Raw genomic sequence first — 17,662 nt, forward strand, 5'->3', positions numbered from 1 at the left:
TCGCTTCTCCTTCATTCGTTGAACATGCAATCACTATAACGTGATGATTTCGACATGAGAAATCAGAAGATCTTCGACTTAATACGCTATTTCTATTAAAGATTTATTGTGAATTATTTATATTGAAAAGCACAAAGCAGTCCAGGTAACCCTGAACTGCAGTCTGATTTAAAGTGGATTACACTTGTTTTTTCTGGGCATCTTTGTAACGGGATAAGGCCGTAACTGCAACCGCAGAAAGCACGATCCCAGGTGCACTTGCAATCAAAATGCCTGTCGTTCCCAACCCCAGTGCCAAAATTTTACCGGTTAACAATGGACCGGTCATCGCACCCAAACGTCCCAAGGAGATGGCACTACCCACGCCGGTGACTTTCCCTGCAGGTGAGTAAAAAATCGGAGAAATCCCATATAAGATCGATTGGCCGCCAGTTGAGAAAATACCACCGATTACTCCGGCAAAAATCAACAAAGGAACCGAAGTTGTAGTGAACAAAATAAATACCGCGATCAACAAACCAGAATAAATGATCACGGACATTTGCCACAATTTAAGACGATCAAGCAGGTAACCCAAGGCCAAGGTGCCAATCACTGCACCCACCTGGAACACCAGCATCACCAGAAATGCTTGTTTCTTTTCCAAACCTTGTTCCATAAGCAGATTCGGTAACCAGCTGATCAGGATATAGTTCACCATCAAGGTAAAGAAAAAGCTCACCCACAGCGGCAGAGTATGGGCATATTTTTTATTCTTAAACAGAATTTCACTCATCGCAGGCACAGCTTCTGGCTGCACCTGAGCCTGTTGCTGCTTTTTCTTGTCTTTTAAGATCAAAGCCATGAAGGGTAACAACAGTAACGGCGCCAAACCACCAATCAGAAACAGGGTGTGCCAAGAAATCTGCGGGAAAAACATCCCTAAACCTGCCACACAAATCGCACCAACCGGAAGACCACAGTACATCAGACTGTTTAACTTGCCACGATTAGCTTCGGTTGCTTCATCCCCCACGACCGAAATCATCGTCGGCATGGCAGCCCCCAAACCCACACCCGTTAAAAAGCGTGCAACATATAAAACTTCAAGATTAGGGGCAAGCGCGGAAATACTAAAAAAAACACCAAAAATTGCCACGGCCAGCATCAGGACTTTTTTCTGTCCCAGGTAGTCGGCGACACGCCCCCCAAAGAAGGCACCGAAGAGCATACCAAATACTCCCAGGCTAAAGACGTAGCCCATTTGCAGCTGATCCAAGCCAAAAGTGGCAGCAATTCCTTTCGCGGCAATCCCCGGTGCCTGTAAATCAAAACCTTCAAAAAAGGCCACAAGAAAGCATAAAAAGATGGTGAGCTTCTTTTGTAAGCCACCTGTTTGTGTCTGTAACATCTCTAATCTCCATCCATACGATGCAAAGCGTCGTTCCATCGCCTATTGAGCGAATTATTCTGTGATGGATCATGCAGATGAAATAGCACTACAATGGTCGGGTTTATTTGCAGCGGATGTATCCAGCAGCCTCCAATTAATACCTAAAAGTTAAATCATAAATCGTTTTTTATTCTTAATTCATTTACTTAGGTCAATTTTCAAGATAAAAATTTTGACAATATTTTTATGATCAAACCATAGATATAAACTATGCCCTTGAAAAAATTCAATAAAAAAGCCCGCTGAAGCGGGCTTTGTTATTTCATTAGCTGAAAGTATCAAGCTGATTTGCGTGTGCCAGCATTTTTACGAATGGTGATTAACACCAACTGCACTGCTGCCGGTGTCACACCCGGGATACGGCCCGCTTGTGCCAGCGTATCGGGACGTACCGTTTTCAGCTTTTGAGTAATTTCACGTGATAAACCGGAAACCGCATCATAATCAAAATCGACAGGAATTTTGGTCTCTTCCAGTCGTTTCATTTGGGCTACATCTTCATGCTGACGGTTAATATAACCTTCATATTTCACAGCTATCTCGATCTGGTCACCCACCTGTGCAGAAACCTCTGAACCGGTTAGCTCAGCAATTTGCTGGAAGTTGATATTTGGACGCTTTAATAGATCAATTGCAGAGCACTCTTTCGATAAATCTGCGCCGGTCATTTCCACAAACTTTTTGCCCATTGGGTTGTTCGGTGCTGCCCATAGATCTTTCAAACGCGCCGTTTCACGCTCTACTGCTTCCATTTTTTCACAATACGCTGCCCAACGCACATCATCCACCAGACCTAGTTCACGGCCAATTGGCGTCAAACGTTGGTCCGCATTGTCTTCACGCAACATCAAACGATATTCTGCACGTGAGGTAAACATACGATACGGTTCTTTAGTACCCAACGTGATCAGGTCATCCACCAGCACCCCGATGTAAGCTTCATCGCGTTTTGGTGTCCATTCTGACTGATCCCAGGCACGACGTGCAGCATTCAAACCTGCAAGCAGGCCTTGTGCACCGGCTTCTTCATAACCGGTTGTCCCATTAATCTGTCCGGCAAAATACAGGTTATTAATGGCTTTCGTTTCCAGGGTATATTTCAAGGACTGTGGGTTAAAGTAGTCATATTCAATAGCATAACCCGGACGCAAAATGTGCGCATTTTCCATTCCGCGAATCGAACGAACCAGTTCAAATTGCACATCAAAAGGTAACGAGGTTGAAATCCCGTTCGGATACAGCTCATGGGTATCCAGACCTTCCGGTTCCAAAAACACCTGATGTGAGTCTTTATCGGCAAAACGGTGAATTTTGTCTTCAATCGAAGGACAATAGCGAGGCCCTACACCTTCAATCACACCAGTATACATTGGGGAACGATCCAGCCCCGCACGAATGATGTCATGCGTTTTTTCATTGGTATGGGTGATGTAGCAGTTGACCTGCTCAGGATGCATCGACACATCGCCCATAAATGACATTACTGGAGAAGGAAAATCTCCCGGTTGTGCGGTCATCACCGAAAAATCAACGCTGCGTGCATCGATACGTGGTGGTGTACCGGTTTTTAAACGACCGACGGGTAATTGCAATTCGCGTAAGCGGTGCGCCAAAGCAATCGACGGTGGATCACCCGCACGACCACCGGAAGCATTTTGCAAACCAATATGAATCACGCCACCCAAGAAGGTTCCCGCAGTTAAAACCACGGTCTTGGCATCAAAACGGATGCCCATCTGGGTCACAACGCCTTTAACGGTATCCCCTTCTACAATCAGGTCATCGGCCGCTTGCTGGAAAATATCCAGATTGGCCTGATTCTCTAGCGTATATCGAATCGCTGCTTTATAACGAACGCGGTCGGCTTGGGCACGTGTTGCACGAACTGCCGCACCTTTACGCGAGTTGAGAATACGGAACTGAATCCCGCCTTTATCGGCTGCCAGTGCCATCGCACCACCCAAGGCATCAATTTCACGAACCAGATGCGACTTACCAATACCACCAATCGCCGGGTTACAGCTCATCTGCCCTAAAGTCTCAATATTGTGCGTAAGAAGTAACGTCTGTCGCCCCATACGCGCCGCAGCGAGCGCTGCTTCCGTACCCGCGTGACCGCCACCGATCACAATGACATCGTAAACTTTAGGATAATGCATAGTGGTAATTGAGAGATAAAAAAGGATGACTGAGTATTATAGCAAAATTTGCCTTTAAGTTGACAAATTGAGTCGATTTTCTTGTTATAGCCTAGCGCTACGCGCGCCTGTGCGTTAGAGATAAAAATAACTATTTTTTGCAGATCAACAGCAAAAAGACACCAAACCGCCGCATAACTTACGTGATTAACACTGTCTTATTCTGATTATTTTTTATGCTGAGATTGATGTAAATAACAAAATAAGGAAACAACGATGAATAAGAAACTCCTCCTCTCAGTGCTTTTCTGCGGTTTTTGTCTCAGTCCTTTAGTACAAGCGAATGATAAAGTTGAAAAAATCTATGATGCTCAGCTCTATCAAAAGGTATGTAAAGGCAAGTCTCAAGGCACTGAAGTTAGCTTTGCTCATCGTGGCATCATCTGGAATGGCACCTGTGAACCGCAGTTTTTTCCTAAACAAAGCCAAAACATTATGGGCAATGAGCCTGAGCTCTTTACCACCTGTGCGGGTACACATAGCGCGATGAGTGCCAATATCAACGGTGCTGAAGTACGAGGAAAATGTGCTTTAGGTTTTACTCCCCCACACCCCAAGTAATCTCTGATTGACTTAACTTTATCTCCACCAAAGAGCCACGTATGTGGCTCTTTTCATTTGGCGTAGGTTATTTTATTCAGAATGATCACCTCATCTCAAAATGGTGTTCACTCTTAGATTGACCTACAAATTCCATCGGCCAGAAAACATTCCAGATAAAAACTCATTTTCTGGTAGGCAGCTAAACGGAATCCGTTACAATACTGTCTTTACGAAAACGAATTAGGTTAATGCCGTGAAGTGGTTACAAATTCATATTACTGTTGATCAAGAACAAGTCGATTTTACTGAAACCTTACTGCTGTCTTTAGGTGCCGTCAGTGTGACGCTTGATGACGCAGAAGATCAGGCCTTGCTCGAACCACTTCCAGGTGAAACTCCATTATGGAATAAAGTGATTGTGACTGGCATCTACCAGGATGATGAAAACGATCCGATTGATGCCACCAAGCTTGAGGCGTTTATTCGCGCACAAATGCCAGATGCACCGATTCGCTCTGAAGAACTCGAAGATCAGGCTTGGGAACGTGCATGGATGGATTATTATGAACCCATCCAGATTTCAGAAAAATTCTGGATTGTGCCGGAATGGCTCGAACCACCTGAAGCCGATGCCATCAATATCAAACTGGATCCAGGTTTGGCTTTTGGTACCGGCAACCATGCCAGCACCTTCCTTTGTCTACAATGGCTAGGTAAAACAGACCTGAAAGATAAAATCGTCATCGATTATGGCTGTGGTTCGGGAATTTTGGGCGTAGCGGCACTTTTATTAGGTGCTAAAAAAGTCTATGCCACCGACATCGATCCACAAGCCGTTCTCGCGACTCAACAAAATGCCGAACTGAACGGAGTCAACGATCGCTTGTTTGTTGGGCTACCTGAAGAATTCAATACCGCTTTCCAAGGTCAGCAAGCAGACATTCTGGTTGCCAACATTTTGGCAGGCCCACTAATGGCACTTGCGCCAGAGTTCTCAACTTTAATTAAATCTGCCGGAGAGTTCGCACTTGCCGGTGTAATTGAAGAGCAAGTTACTGAAGTTTCTCGTGTTTATTCAGAATTTTTTGATATATTAGAGATCGAAAAACGTGAAGAAAACTGGTGCCGCATTTCAGGAAAGCGCCAGTCGAATTAAACGAGTAAAAAGATCCTATGAGTGACAAACAAACCCGCTGCCCGAAGTGTTCAACCGTCTATAACGTCACGTTGACCCAGCTCACTGCTGCGCAGGGTATGGTTTGTTGTCCCAAATGCTCACAAAATTTTAATGCCCTAACCCATCTGGTTCAGCATGATACAGCTGAAATTTTGGCAAGTAACACGCCCGTGGCAGCAGCACTTGCCGGTTTCAATACCAATCCCTCACAGTCTCGCCTGCTCGATATTTTTAACCGCAAAATCGAAAACTCGAATATCGATTTACAAACCTATTTAAACAACCTGAACTATTTCACCAGTGAACCACTAAGCACATTCTCTGGCTTGAACCTCTCCAATACGGAACGTGTCATTAGTCATGAACAGGACAAACCGCGTGGCTGGGGATATTATGTTCTTTGGGGCAGCGTCAATATCGTGCTGCTTTTTGTCCTGATGTTTCAGGTGCTGTGGTTTAATCCTAAATTACTCAACAACAGTCCGATGCTCAGTTCGTTGTTTAGCCCTGTCTGTCAGGCACTAAAATGTAATACCTTGCAGCAGGAATACAACCTAATCGCTATTAATAAGCTAAAAGTCAAACGTACCGGCAAGGATAAAACCCAATTTAGTGGTGTGCTACTCAATCAGCACGAGTCAAGTCTATTACTCCCGAACGTAAAAATCACCCTGCATGCCGATGGCGAAGAAGTTGCCATCTATACATTGAACTCACGTGAATATCTCATCAAGAGTTTGCAAGGCATCCAGCGTATTCCACATGATCGCCCGTTCAAATTTGAATTTACCTTGCCGGTTGAACGAAAAAGCTTTGACAATTACAGCCTAGAAATTGTAGCTCCGTAACGTCTAAAAAAAAGTGAAAAAAAATGCAGTTTAATTGCTCACTTTTTCTTAGACAATGGTATCATACGCGCCACGAAAAGCTTAGTGCTGCAAACTCCTCACATTCATCCAAAACAAATATAGTCCTTGATCATGTGCTTTATTCACGTAATGCGCATCAGGCTAATCTTTGTTTTTGAAGTTTAGGCTGTAACAAAAGTTAAATTATTGTTACGCTTATTTTTCGCTCAAATTGAAGAGTTGTGGCAAGCTAATTGTTCTAGTTTTAGAGCCCGCCGTTTTAGGATCTAAAACGGAGCTCGACCCTTTTAGACCATATGTACATATCATTTTACTCAAGTGATATTTGATTTTCGGATTAACTCGCATGAATAGCAAATCTCCTATTTTTACTGCACAATCTGATGTTGCGCTTCGTATCCACGTGGATCGCGCGGTTCGCCATTATTTTGCGTCATTGCAAGGTGAACAACCATCTCAGGTTTATGACATGGTGCTAGCAGAAATGGAGAAACCTCTTTTATCTGTGGTCTTAGAATACACTCGCGGCAACCAGACTCGCGCAGCTGAAATCCTTGGACTCAACCGTGGTACTTTGCGTAAAAAGTTAAAAGCTCACGGTTTAATGAGTGAGTAAGATGCTAAAATGCTCACGTCTTCGTGGGCATTTTTTATGCCTATTTGTTTTTTAATCTGTAGACTTCAAAATCATGACTATTAAGCGCGCTCTGATCTCTGTTTCAGACAAAACTGGAATCGTTGAATTTGCTCAAAATCTGGCGAATTTGGGGGTAGAACTTCTTTCTACTGGTGGTACTTACAAGTTGCTCAAAGACAACAATATCGCCGTAGTAGAAGTTTCTGAACATACTGGCTTTCCAGAAATGATGGACGGCCGTGTAAAAACACTTCATCCGAAAATTCATGGTGGCATCCTGGCTCGTCGCGGTCTAGACGAAGCGGTCATGCAAGAACACAACATTGATCCGATTGATCTCGTAGTTGTAAACCTTTACCCATTTGCAGCCACAGTTGCCAAGCCAAACTGCTCCCTTGCAGATGCGATTGAAAATATCGACATCGGCGGTCCAACCATGGTACGTGCTGCTGCGAAAAACCACGCGTCTGTAGGTATCGTGGTGAATGCATCGGATTACGACACCGTGATTGCTGAACTGAAAGCGAATGGTGGTTTGTCGTATGAAACCCGTTTTGACTTGGCAGTAAAAGCATTTGAACACACGGCACAATACGACGGTATGATTGCTTCTTACCTCGGTGCACGTGTAGGCAAAGCTGAAGGTGAAGCCGACAAATTCGCGCGTACTTTCAACACCCAACTGAATAAAGCACAAGACTTGCGTTACGGTGAAAACCCACACCAAGCAGCCGCTTTCTATGTTGATCCAGCAGCAAAAGAAGCTTCTGTTTCAACAGCAAAACAGTTACAAGGCAAAGAATTGTCTTATAACAACATCGCAGACACCGATGCAGCACTTGAATGTGTCAAATCATTCGCAAAACCGGCTTGTGTGATTGTTAAACATGCCAACCCATGTGGTGTTGCAGTTTCTCTTGAGGGCATCCAAGCCGCTTATGACTTGGCGTATGCAACAGATCCTGAATCTGCATTCGGTGGCATCATTGCATTCAACCGTGAACTTGACGTTGCGACTGCACAAGCGATTGTTGATCGTCAATTCGTTGAAGTGATCATTGCACCAAGCATTGCTGAAGGCGTTCTAGAAGTGACTGGTGCGAAGAAAAACGTACGCGTACTGGTTTGTGGTGAACTTCCAGCGATTGATGCACGTGCTGCACAACTTGACTACAAACGCGTGAACGGCGGCCTATTGGTACAAGACCAAGACTTGGGCATGATCAGCAAAGATGACCTCAAAGTGGTGACTAAAATTACACCAACTGAACAGGAAATTGACGACCTGATCTTTGCCTGGAAAGTGGCAAAATATGTGAAGTCAAACGCGATTGTGTATGCGAAAAACCGTCAAACCATTGGTGTCGGCGCAGGCCAAATGAGCCGCGTGAACTCTGCACGTATTGCTGCGATTAAAGCCGAACATGCAGGTTTGGTCGTTGAAGGTGCAGTAATGGCATCGGATGCATTCTTCCCATTCCGTGATGGTATTGATAACGCAGCCAAAGCAGGTATCAAATGCATTATCCAGCCAGGTGGCTCGATGCGTGATGAAGAAGTGATCGCGGCAGCCGATGAACATGGTATCGCAATGGTGTTCACGGGTATGCGTCATTTCCGTCACTAAGACTGATATGAAGCATCCTGCTTTATTCAATATAGATTTCTAAATCTTGCATAAAGTCCTCTGCCCAAAGCTTGAGGACTTTATGTCATTTTCGATTCATGGAGTATGAACCGATGAATATTTTAGTTTTGGGTAGTGGCGGCCGTGAACATGCTTTGGCATGGAAAATCGCGCAAGATGACAAAGTGAGCAAGGTTTTCGTTGCACCAGGCAATGCCGGTACAGCAACTGAAGCCAAATGTGAAAATGTTGATCTTGATATTCTGGATAACCCAGCGATTATTGCTTTTGCCAAAGCCAATAACGTGGATTTGGTTGTGGTCGGCCCAGAAGCTCCACTGGTTAATGGTGTAGTTGATGCAGGACGTGCTGCAGGCTTAAAAATTTGGGGCCCAACTCAGTATGCCGCACAGCTTGAAGGCTCGAAAGCGTTTGCTAAGCACTTCTTGAAGCGCCACAACATTCCAACTGCATTTTATGACGTGTTTACTGAAGTTGATGCAGCAAAAGCCTATGTTGAACAAAATGGCGCACCGATTGTGATCAAGGCAGATGGCCTTGCAGCGGGTAAAGGCGTGATCGTGGCGATGACCAATCAGGAAGCCTTCGATGCGATTGATGACATGCTCGCTGGCAACAAGTTTGGTGATGCAGGTTCACGTGTGGTGATCGAGCAATTCTTGGCAGGTGAAGAAGCCTCTTTCATTTGTATGATTGATGGCAAAAATATCCTGCCAATGGCAACTTCTCAAGATCACAAACGTATTTTTGAAGGCGACCAAGGTCCGAATACCGGTGGTATGGGTGCCTACTCCCCTGCACCTGTGGTAACACCTGACGTATTTGAACGCGTGATGGCTGAAGTGATGCGTCCAACTGTAGACGGTATGGCAGCTGATGGCCACGTTTACACCGGCTTCCTTTATGCAGGCCTGATGATTGATGAAAAAGGTCAACCACGCGTCATCGAATTCAACTGCCGTTTTGGTGATCCGGAAACCCAGCCAATCATGATGCGTCTCAAATCATCACTAGTCGATCTGGTTGAAGCCGGTATTGCAGGCAATCTACCAGCACAAGCTGAATGGGATGAGCGCAAAACTGTGGGCATTGTACTTGCCTCTGAAGGCTACCCAGAAACGGCACGCAAAGGTGATGTGATCTCTGGTTTAGACACAGCAATGACCGATGCAAAAGTGTTTCATGCAGGCACAACAACCAACGCAAATGGTGAAGTCATCACTGCGGGTGGTCGCGTACTCTGTGTGACTGCACTTGGCAATAGCATTGGTGAAGCACAAGCCAAAGCTTTGGAGTTATGTCAAAAAGTGACGTTTGATGGCATGCAATACCGCAAAGACATCGGTTACCGTGCGATTGCACGCGAACAGCAAGCCTAATCAAGCTGAATAAAGAACCCTCTTCGGAGGGTTTTTTATGGTTACCACCATTTCACATCCCACCACTCGATACTTTAAATTACTGTTAAGATAAAGACGAAATGAACTGAATAAGGAATTCGTATGACCTATCAAGTGCATGTGATTGATGTCAAAAATAACCAACAAAACTACATCTGGCTGATTGAAGATACACACACCCAAGAAGCTGTGGTGATTGACCCCACAGAAGCAGCACTGGTCACCGATTTCTGCCAACAACATCATTTACAATTAAAACAGATCTGGATCACTCACTGGCATAAGGATCATGTTGGCGGTATTCCAGCTTTAATTGTAGAACAAAACATTCCGGTATATGGTCCACGTGAAGAACTCAGTAAAATCCCATTTATTAGTCATGCCTTACAGCATGAGGACCAATTCCATTTTAACCAACTTGAAATTGATGTGATTGCCACACCAGGACATACCTTAGGCCATATTTGTTATTTTATTGATGCCGTAGATGCCTTATTTTGTGGGGATACTTTGTTTGCTATGGGTTGTGGTCGCTTGTTTGAAGGCACAGCAGAACAAATGTATCACTCTCTCAACCGACTTGCAGCACTCCCACCACGCACCCGTGTGTATTGCACACACGAATACACGCTAGCAAACGCGGAGTTTGCGCTCACGATTGAGCCAGACAATATTGAGCTGCAACAGCGTATGCAGCAGGTAAAACAATTACGTGCCAAAGACCAGATCACCCTACCTTCCAGTATTGAATTAGAATTAGCAACAAACCCTTTTCTACGTGCAGAAAATGCAGCTGAGTTTGCTAGAATCCGTCTCTTGAAAGATAACTTTTAAAGCGAATCACCCTGATCTTGACATTGACGTTGATATTCTTCGAGTTGCTCAGCTGTCACCACCTGTAAATAGCGCGTCTGGTCAACCCGAACCAATTGTAAATGGTTTAAAGCAGGTTGATGCAAACGCGCACTACCAAATGGGGTGTAACACACCTCACTTTGACTGGAAAACTCAAGCCAATCTTCATGCCCCATCAACACAGCAACCGCTTCCAACCCTTGCTGCTGAAGTTGCTGAAGCTGTTGCTGTACTAAAGTTGCAATCGCCAGTTGCTGCATGATCTCACCCTACTAGATAGCCCTTTTTGTCATTTTACAGACTATTTTTGGTTTTCTGTTGCTCTAATTGCGCAAATTGCTTTTCCATCTGCCGAAAAGCATCTTGAAAACCCATCAGAGAAACTTGCTGATCAATATCTTCAAATTGATGGGTTTGCTGGAAACGCGTATAGACATAATAACCGCGCTTAAACTGCTCAATTAACTGCAAAGCATTACGAAATGAGCCATCTTGAGTATATATCACAGGATGTTGATCTACACGCAAAGCTGTTTTAGGACTTTTACTCGGTTGATTACCAATGACCACACTATAGTCATGGTTCAAACGGATTACAGTAATATTGTCTTTTTGCAAAGTACAAATCTTCGCCTGATCAAACACCTTAACCCAACAGCGAACGTTCCAGCTTGAACGTGCCACTATTCGATTTTCCAACTGACTAATTTCTTCATGATTTTTTGAGTATTCAACTACCCGAATCAAATCAGCAAGACGATCATCAGAGTAGTAAGATTTATTAGCAGCAAAAACTGAATGAGATAAAATCAGAGATAGTATGGTTACCCCAGCCCCTAAAAACTTATTAAACATTTTTCACGCATTATTTCCTTATAGTGATATTATTTTATCATTACAAAAAAATACAATAAAACCACAGAATTAACTTTAAAAATGTACTGGATTATACTTTTATGAATTTTTGCCAAATATATCACAATAAATTTTATATTTATTACAAATTGTTACATGTCAATTAACATACTCTCAAGTCAAATTTATGACAAATCGTTTCCAAAATATGCGATTAAATATTCTTGTAGATTTTTAAAATTTCCCATATAAATCACCCTAGATCTTAAATAAGCTCTTTATTTATATTCAGTTTCTAACTAAATCAATCAAAACAAATAAATCAAAATCCCAAAGCAAACTCAAAGAGTGCACTCTCAAGCCATCACCTAAAATGCGAATATTGGCTAGAAATTCATCAAAAACTCATCTATAACTTAAATCTCCACAATTTTGCCCTTTAAAAAATCAATCGATATCCCTATTAAAGAATCTAGAGATTAATAAGGAGTTTGCTCGTGAAAAAAGTGGTTAAAGCAAAGAACTTGATCGCCTTTAGAATTTGGTTAGAAAAGTTGGGTTACTCAGTTAAAAATTTGGCTGACGGTAAAGGTTTCACCTTTAGCTTTAAAAAAGAATATGGTTTGGTTACCTGTGATTTAGCCGGTAATGCACTCGCGATGCAACTCGGGGAAGAATTCGAAGACCATTTAAAAGCTTAATGATCATAACAGCTTCTAGCTTATCTCACTGAAAGCACAAGAAACTCAAAAGGCATCTATACGGAAATAGATGCTTTTTATTGTTTTTATCATCATATAAAAATTTAGACATAAAAAAACCAGATATTTCACATCTGGTTTTTTTTAATATGGTGGGGGCGAAGAGACTCGAACTCTTACACCTTGCGGCGCTGGAACCTAAATCCAGTGCGTCTACCAATTTCGCCACGCCCCCGATTTTTTTATATCCTTCGGTAGGATATTTGGCAGAGGATCAAGGATTCGAACCTTGACGAACGGTTTTGGAGACCGTCATGCTACCATTACACCAATCCTCTACGACTTTACACCAAGCTTTAGTGTGCTACTTAGTTTAAAGTGGTGGGGGCGAAGAGACTCGAACTCTTACACCTTGCGGCGCTGGAACCTAAATCCAGTGCGTCTACCAATTTCGCCACGCCCCCGATGGCTGTGTATATTATAGAGATCACTCCAACATGACAAGAACTTTTTATCAAAAAACCATACAGATGATTAAATAACAATCAAAACAATCAGTTATGATCATTTTTTAGCAAATTTATACCTGTAAGTACCTGTTTTACCTGCCCTACATGAGTAAAACGTTGCTGCAAAGACTTTGCCACCAATCCTTGTAAAACAGGTTCAAAAGCTCTGAATGCCAATGGCAGTTCAACTTTTAAACGCTGGCAGTGCAATACCGCCCATTGCTGATAAGAACGTGCAGCAAAACGTTGCTGGGTGAGCCATTCATAAAGAATGATGCCGAGCGCATACAAATCCGATTGTTGTGATTTTGGCTGTGCATGGAAAAGCTCCGGTGCCATATACCGCGGTGTTGCACTCAACGCAGCATAGATAGGACGACCATCCAGAGAGTGAGCTTGCTCAAAATCCAGTAGTTTCAGCTGTCCCTGATAATCCACAAAATGCTCAGCTTTAAGATCCCCATGAATCCAGCCTACTTGATGTAATGCTTCAAGACTATCAAGACATTCACGGATCATCGCTGCAATTTGTTGTACACTTAATTCTGCAGGGTTTAACCAGTAAGATTGAGCATGAGGCAGTAGCAACAGCGGACTTGAAGTCCTATCGGATAGCCATGCTAAATCTGCAGGACTTAACAGCTGAAAAGGCATCAGAAAATCAGCAAGCAATGCGCCAAATCTCTGATAGAACGCCAATTCCTGCTGAAAAGATTGTGCGCACTCAGCATTGCCATCCGGCACATGGAGTTTCAGCCAATAACTTTTGTCACCCTGCTGCAAACAATAAAGTCGGCGTCCTAGTGCCCTGCTGTTTTCCTTGGTCAGTAAGTTGACTTGGCGAACCGGCTGACTCGGATCAAATCGTAACATCAGGGGTTTCTTTTACCGCATATTTCTGGTGAAAACGTAATAAATCTAAACAGTGCTGAATTGTCTTACCAATACGAGCATGCGTTTCAATAGTGGAGATTTTTGGCCAGGTGGCGCGTTCACCTTCACGCTGCAACAATCGGAATAAATGCGGGCGCGGGTTTTGCAGCATATAGCTGTAGTGTCTCCAGCTATATTTCCCCACGATATTCACATCCCCATAGTAACGCTGGTCAATAATGCCATAGCCGTGATCAAGCAAGCGGCGAATCGGTGGAATTCGGCCCATACGTTCACGGGTGAAATCCATCAGTTCCATCGCCATGACTTTGCTTTGATGACGAACGATTCGTTCAGGCATACTCAAGACATCCTTACGATAACGCTCTTCATCCGTTTGCATAAACGGGACGACGTGCGGATTCACCTGACTGGCAATGGTGTAATTGATATTGTACAGACGAGCCATTTTTTCCTGCGGAAAATCACTGCGCACACTGCCATCCACCCAACGTGTATTCGCCATATAAGGCGTATGCACCCCATCATAGCGTTTACTGGTTAAACGTACCGGTGGAAATAGAATCGGCACCGCACAGGAGGCCAATACAGCACTCCACACCAGCAGATTCGGAGAAGTAAATTTATTCAGGATCCGTGCATCATGAACAGAATCATAAGGAGCAACGGCAATATTCACATGCAAACCGGAACGTTTATAGGCTTCCTCAAAACTCAGATCGCCCAGATTTTCTACCAGAAATTTTTTTAGGTATTTGACATCCGCAATGCCTCCATTGCCTTTGAGCATCTCACTCAGGGTACGGAAATGGAAAGCATCACTAAAAAAGTGATCGCCTTGTAAAATATTCATGGCTTCACCGTGCGCTGCAGTGCCCATCATCGCAGCCATAATGGCACCGGCACTAGAACCTGACAGTACTTTAGGCATAAGATCTTGTTCCATCAGTGCCTTACAAACACCGCTATGGAACAGGCCTAATGTGGCTCCGCCTGAAAACATCAAAGCAGGCTGTCCATAAGCACGTTGGCAGTTTTCAAAAAATTCGATTCTTTCCTGCACAGACATGCCATTGCAGTTAGATGAAACCAGGTAATACAGACTATGGCTCACTTCTTCAACGTAGTCTTCAATAATTTTTTTTGTCCCGACGTAACTCGCGGTAAACAGCATGGGATGACCGATATTGGCAATATCATAAGTCAGACCTTCACGCAGGATATAGATCAGATCGACGATGCGGTCTTGAGTGCGGTATTTTTTCAGTAGATTCAGACGATGAGAAATCAGCTCGGCATCAAAGTACTCGGAGGTATTGTCATATTTCCATTCTTGCGCGCCACTTTCTTCATCGAGTTTTAAAGCAATACTTTTCCATTCTTCATAGCTTTCCGCCCGTTCTAATTGCCGTTTTAATTTTTTCATTCGATAGGCCTGATGCGGGTTAAGCTCACTGGTAAAGTTTTTAAACATGACCTGCCTCTATGTTTTGCGATCACACGTCCGGTACTGTGTCCACTATGCGCAGTAATATTCCCTCAATCAAGTGCAAAAACTTTTAAATTTACGCCAAGTTACACGGTATGCTGTTACATTTTTTACGGCAATGCTACTATCCGTGCAGGGTTCAACAATATACATCAATTATGGCTACTCTTGATTTACCTGAAAACATTCTCGGTGCGTTGGCGACGGTATTGCAACAATTACAACAGGTACTACCTGAGCCCAAACAGGCCACCGATTTTTCTGCACCCGCCTTTAAATGGCAAGACCACCAGCTCAAAGCGATTCAGCAACCCAAAGCCGTTTATCTTGACGATTTAAAAGGCATCGAAAAACAAAAAGAAAAAGTCATCCAAAATACCTTGCAGTTTTTGCAGGGTTTGCCAGCCAATGATGTTTTATTGACAGGTTCACGCGGTACCGGAAAATCTTCGATTGTTCGTGCACTATTGACTGCCTTTCAGGATCAAGGCTTGCGTCTGATTGAAATTGAACGTGACGATCTCAAGGATTTACCCGAAATTCAAAAACTGATTGCAGAGCGTCCTGAGAAATTTATTGTGTATTGCGACGATTTAGCATTTAACGCGGAAGATGAAAACTACCGTAGCCTGAAAAGTGTACTTGATGGTTCGCTACAGTCCGGCTCTAGCAATTTTATTATTTATGCGACCAGTAACCGACGTCACCTGTTACCTGAATTTATGCATGAAAATACTCCGGTCACCAAGGTCGATGTTCCGCAATATGTTGAATTACATCCACAGGAAGCTATCGAAGAGAAGATTTCTCTATCCGACCGTTTTGGCCTATGGTTGTCTTTTTATCCTATGGATCAAAATCTGTATCTGGAAATTGTCGAGCACTATTTAGCAAAAGCACAGATGCCCTTTAGCACAGAAGCCCGTGCAGAAAGCTTACGCTGGTGTCAGTCACGCGGACAACGTTCGGGGCGTTCCGCCTATCAATTTTCCAAGCATTGGGTAGGGTCGCAGCAGCTCAAGCGCTAAGTTTGCATAAAAAAGAGGCTTTCGCCTCTTTTTTAAACTTCACCTGGGCGCTGCAGTTCAGTCATCGGCCAACGCGGTGTTGTAGTGACCGACAATCCATCGCATTGCCCTGCTTGTAATCGTTGATAACCTGCAAACGCAATCATGGCCCCATTGTCGGTACATAGCGCAGGCTCAGCATAGTAGACACTGGCTTTGATTTTGGCTAAATCTGTTTCAAGACGCTGACGCAAGCGTTGATTGGCACTCACCCCACCCGCAATCACTAAACGTTTCAGACCGGTTTGTTTTAAGGCTTTGACTGATTTCTTCACCAAGGTATCCACAATGGCTTCCTGGAAACTGGCGGCAATATCCGCATCTCGGTTTTCATCGCCCAGTTTTTTCATTTGTACTGAAACAGCCGTCTTCAAGCCACTGAAAGAAAACTCTAAACCTTGACGCAACATCGGACGTGGAAAATCAAACGCCGTTGGATCGCCCTGCTCTGCCAGTTTGGCAATGTTTGGCCCACCTGGATACGGCAAGCCCATCATTTTGGCAACCTTATCAAACGCCTCACCTGCCGCATCATCAATCGATTCACCAAGCAACTCATACTGACCAATACCATACGCTGCCATCAATTGACTATGTCCACCGGAAACCAGTAAAGCGACAAACGGAAATTCTGGCGGTGTTTTAGACAATAAGGGTGCCAACATATGACCTTCCATATGATGCACACCAATCGCAGGCTTATTTAAAGCAAATGCCAGCGTACGGCCAAACAGTGCACCCGTCATCAATGCACCCATTAAACCCGGACCACGGGTATAGGCCACTGCATCGATTTCATTTTTTGCGACACCACTATCCTGCAGCAGTTGATTTAGTAAAGGAATTAATTTGCGTACATGGTCACGTGACGCCAGTTCAGGCACAACCCCACCGTATTCGGCATGCAGTTTGATCTGGCTATACAGCACTTGTCCGCGTAAGCCCGAGGTACTGTCATACAAGGCTAAACCGGTTTCATCACAAGAAGTTTCTAAGCCTAAAACGATCATTCAACTGCCTATAAAGAATTTCAAAAATCACGCGAAAGCTATTATAGACTTGTGATATGAGATGTAAATGAGTAAAATACGGCACTTCACTTGTGATCTAAGGCAATCCTGCCTTGATCTTATCCATAAACTATGAGGATTCTTCATGCCACAAGTTAAATTGAAAGAAGGCGAACCAGTAGACGTAGCTATCCGTCGTTTCAAACGTTCTTGCGAAAAAGCAGGTGTTTTGGCTGACGTACGTAAGCGTGAATTCTACGAAAAACCAACTCAAGAACGTAAACGCAAAAAAGCGGCTGCTGTTAAGCGTTACCAAAAGAAATTGGCTCGCGAATCAGTTCGCACTACTCGCCTTTACTAATTAATTTGTGATTGACT

Annotated in this window: 17 protein-coding genes and 3 tRNA genes; 10 read left to right on the plus strand and 10 right to left on the minus strand. The window is 43.8% G+C overall.

Going from position 1 to position 17,662, the window contains the following annotated elements:
• Positions 1–178: 178 nt before the first annotated feature.
• Together mhpT and mnmG are read right to left on the minus strand one after the other, a co-directional pair.
• The gene (gene mhpT / locus PAE54_RS02385) at positions 179–1,390 is read right to left on the minus strand and encodes a 3-(3-hydroxy-phenyl)propionate transporter MhpT (protein WP_326518284.1); all 1,212 of its coding nucleotides are present in this window, start codon (positions 1,388–1,390) and stop codon (positions 179–181) included.
• A gap of 320 nt (positions 1,391–1,710) precedes the next feature.
• A complete protein-coding gene (mnmG, locus tag PAE54_RS02390) occupies positions 1,711–3,591 on the minus strand; it encodes a tRNA uridine-5-carboxymethylaminomethyl(34) synthesis enzyme MnmG (protein WP_326518285.1) in 1,881 nt (626 codons plus the stop codon).
• 255 nt (positions 3,592–3,846) lie between these two features.
• Here mnmG and PAE54_RS02395 point away from each other — a divergent pair, with 255 nt between their 5' ends.
• The 7 genes from PAE54_RS02395 to gloB all read left to right on the plus strand — a co-directional run bounded on the left by PAE54_RS02395 (position 3,847) and on the right by gloB (position 10,738).
• On the plus strand, positions 3,847–4,191 hold the full coding sequence (locus PAE54_RS02395; protein WP_326518286.1) for a hypothetical protein: 345 nt from the start codon (positions 3,847–3,849) through the stop codon (positions 4,189–4,191).
• 235 nt (positions 4,192–4,426) lie between these two features.
• The gene (prmA, locus tag PAE54_RS02400; RefSeq protein WP_326518287.1) at positions 4,427–5,329 is read left to right on the plus strand and encodes a 50S ribosomal protein L11 methyltransferase; all 903 of its coding nucleotides are present in this window, start codon (positions 4,427–4,429) and stop codon (positions 5,327–5,329) included.
• Positions 5,330–5,346: 17 nt separating this feature from the next.
• Positions 5,347–6,198, plus strand: coding sequence for an MJ0042-type zinc finger domain-containing protein (locus tag PAE54_RS02405; RefSeq protein ID WP_326518288.1), 852 nt, complete (start codon positions 5,347–5,349; stop codon positions 6,196–6,198).
• 367 nt (positions 6,199–6,565) lie between these two features.
• On the plus strand, positions 6,566–6,835 hold the full coding sequence (gene fis, locus PAE54_RS02410; protein WP_005014868.1) for a DNA-binding transcriptional regulator Fis: 270 nt from the start codon (positions 6,566–6,568) through the stop codon (positions 6,833–6,835).
• 73 nt (positions 6,836–6,908) lie between these two features.
• Entirely contained in the window at positions 6,909–8,483 is a 1,575-nt protein-coding gene (purH, locus tag PAE54_RS02415; protein ID WP_326518289.1) for a bifunctional phosphoribosylaminoimidazolecarboxamide formyltransferase/IMP cyclohydrolase, read from the plus strand.
• Between the two features lie 113 nt (positions 8,484–8,596).
• The gene (gene purD / locus PAE54_RS02420; RefSeq protein ID WP_326518290.1) at positions 8,597–9,883 is read left to right on the plus strand and encodes a phosphoribosylamine--glycine ligase; all 1,287 of its coding nucleotides are present in this window, start codon (positions 8,597–8,599) and stop codon (positions 9,881–9,883) included.
• Positions 9,884–10,006: 123 nt separating this feature from the next.
• Positions 10,007–10,738: a hydroxyacylglutathione hydrolase gene (gene gloB / locus PAE54_RS02425; RefSeq protein WP_326518291.1), complete on the plus strand. Its 732-nt coding sequence runs from the start codon at positions 10,007–10,009 to the stop codon at positions 10,736–10,738.
• Here gloB and PAE54_RS02430 read toward each other — a convergent pair.
• Both PAE54_RS02430 and PAE54_RS02435 read right to left on the minus strand, forming a co-directional pair.
• Positions 10,735–11,019 (minus strand): hypothetical protein, encoded by a 285-nt coding sequence (locus PAE54_RS02430; protein ID WP_273776830.1) that lies wholly within the window; start codon positions 11,017–11,019, stop codon positions 10,735–10,737. The genes gloB and PAE54_RS02430 overlap by 4 nt on opposite strands.
• A 34-nt stretch (positions 11,020–11,053) precedes the next feature.
• Positions 11,054–11,443: a hypothetical protein gene (locus tag PAE54_RS02435; RefSeq protein ID WP_326518292.1), complete on the minus strand. Its 390-nt coding sequence runs from the start codon at positions 11,441–11,443 to the stop codon at positions 11,054–11,056.
• 668 nt (positions 11,444–12,111) lie between these two features.
• On the opposite strand from PAE54_RS02435, the gene PAE54_RS02440 reads away from it, so the two are divergent.
• Positions 12,112–12,315 carry a hypothetical protein gene (locus PAE54_RS02440; RefSeq protein ID WP_000758190.1) on the plus strand — a complete coding sequence of 68 codons (204 nt, stop codon included), beginning with the start codon at positions 12,112–12,114 and terminating at the stop codon, positions 12,313–12,315.
• Positions 12,316–12,465: 150 nt separating this feature from the next.
• On the opposite strand, the gene PAE54_RS02445 is transcribed toward PAE54_RS02440, so the two are convergent.
• From PAE54_RS02445 to PAE54_RS02465, 5 genes are all read right to left on the minus strand, one after another.
• Positions 12,466–12,550, minus strand: a tRNA-Leu gene (locus PAE54_RS02445).
• Positions 12,551–12,579: 29 nt separating this feature from the next.
• Positions 12,580–12,653: transfer RNA gene (locus PAE54_RS02450), tRNA-Trp, on the minus strand.
• A 41-nt stretch (positions 12,654–12,694) separates the two neighbouring features.
• A tRNA-Leu gene (locus PAE54_RS02455) sits at positions 12,695–12,779 on the minus strand.
• Positions 12,780–12,869: 90 nt separating this feature from the next.
• Complete coding sequence (locus tag PAE54_RS02460) at positions 12,870–13,697, minus strand: serine/threonine protein kinase (protein ID WP_326518293.1); 828 nt, start codon at positions 13,695–13,697, stop codon at positions 12,870–12,872.
• A complete protein-coding gene (locus PAE54_RS02465) occupies positions 13,684–15,192 on the minus strand; it encodes a DUF3336 domain-containing protein (RefSeq protein WP_326518294.1) in 1,509 nt (502 codons plus the stop codon). The genes PAE54_RS02460 and PAE54_RS02465 overlap by 14 nt, the downstream gene beginning before the upstream one ends.
• Before the next feature lie 173 nt (positions 15,193–15,365).
• On the opposite strand from PAE54_RS02465, the gene PAE54_RS02470 reads away from it, so the two are divergent.
• Complete coding sequence (locus PAE54_RS02470) at positions 15,366–16,235, plus strand: ATP-binding protein (RefSeq protein ID WP_326518295.1); 870 nt, start codon at positions 15,366–15,368, stop codon at positions 16,233–16,235.
• Positions 16,236–16,267: 32 nt separating this feature from the next.
• Here the strand turns inward: PAE54_RS02470 and tsaD are convergent, their stop codons facing one another.
• Positions 16,268–17,284, minus strand: a complete 1,017-nt coding sequence (gene tsaD / locus PAE54_RS02475; protein ID WP_326518296.1) for a tRNA (adenosine(37)-N6)-threonylcarbamoyltransferase complex transferase subunit TsaD — start codon at positions 17,282–17,284, stop codon at positions 16,268–16,270.
• 145 nt (positions 17,285–17,429) lie between these two features.
• Between tsaD and rpsU the strand changes: the two genes are divergently transcribed.
• Complete coding sequence (gene rpsU, locus PAE54_RS02480) at positions 17,430–17,645, plus strand: 30S ribosomal protein S21 (RefSeq protein ID WP_001136722.1); 216 nt, start codon at positions 17,430–17,432, stop codon at positions 17,643–17,645.
• Positions 17,646–17,662 lie beyond the last annotated feature (17 nt).

Source organism: Acinetobacter minutum, from assembly GCF_035916735.1.
Taxonomy (GTDB): domain Bacteria; phylum Pseudomonadota; class Gammaproteobacteria; order Pseudomonadales; family Moraxellaceae; genus Acinetobacter.

Bases quoted from the DNA above. Each gene is read 5' to 3' on its own strand.
- mhpT (WP_326518284.1), bottom strand. From the start codon at position 1,390: ATGTTACAGACACAAACAGGTGGCTTACAAAAGAAGCTCACCATCTTT.
- mnmG (WP_326518285.1), bottom strand. From the start codon at position 3,591: ATGCATTATCCTAAAGTTTACGATGTCATTGTGATCGGTGGCGGTCAC.
- PAE54_RS02395 (WP_326518286.1), top strand. From the start codon at position 3,847: ATGAATAAGAAACTCCTCCTCTCAGTGCTTTTCTGCGGTTTTTGTCTC.
- PAE54_RS02405 (WP_326518288.1), top strand. From the start codon at position 5,347: ATGAGTGACAAACAAACCCGCTGCCCGAAGTGTTCAACCGTCTATAAC.
- fis (WP_005014868.1), top strand. From the start codon at position 6,566: ATGAATAGCAAATCTCCTATTTTTACTGCACAATCTGATGTTGCGCTT.
- purH (WP_326518289.1), top strand. From the start codon at position 6,909: ATGACTATTAAGCGCGCTCTGATCTCTGTTTCAGACAAAACTGGAATC.
- purD (WP_326518290.1), top strand. From the start codon at position 8,597: ATGAATATTTTAGTTTTGGGTAGTGGCGGCCGTGAACATGCTTTGGCA.
- gloB (WP_326518291.1), top strand. From the start codon at position 10,007: ATGACCTATCAAGTGCATGTGATTGATGTCAAAAATAACCAACAAAAC.
- PAE54_RS02430 (WP_273776830.1), bottom strand. From the start codon at position 11,019: ATGCAGCAACTGGCGATTGCAACTTTAGTACAGCAACAGCTTCAGCAA.
- PAE54_RS02460 (WP_326518293.1), bottom strand. From the start codon at position 13,697: ATGTTACGATTTGATCCGAGTCAGCCGGTTCGCCAAGTCAACTTACTG.
- PAE54_RS02465 (WP_326518294.1), bottom strand. From the start codon at position 15,192: ATGTTTAAAAACTTTACCAGTGAGCTTAACCCGCATCAGGCCTATCGA.
- PAE54_RS02470 (WP_326518295.1), top strand. From the start codon at position 15,366: ATGGCTACTCTTGATTTACCTGAAAACATTCTCGGTGCGTTGGCGACG.
- tsaD (WP_326518296.1), bottom strand. From the start codon at position 17,284: ATGATCGTTTTAGGCTTAGAAACTTCTTGTGATGAAACCGGTTTAGCC.
- rpsU (WP_001136722.1), top strand. From the start codon at position 17,430: ATGCCACAAGTTAAATTGAAAGAAGGCGAACCAGTAGACGTAGCTATC.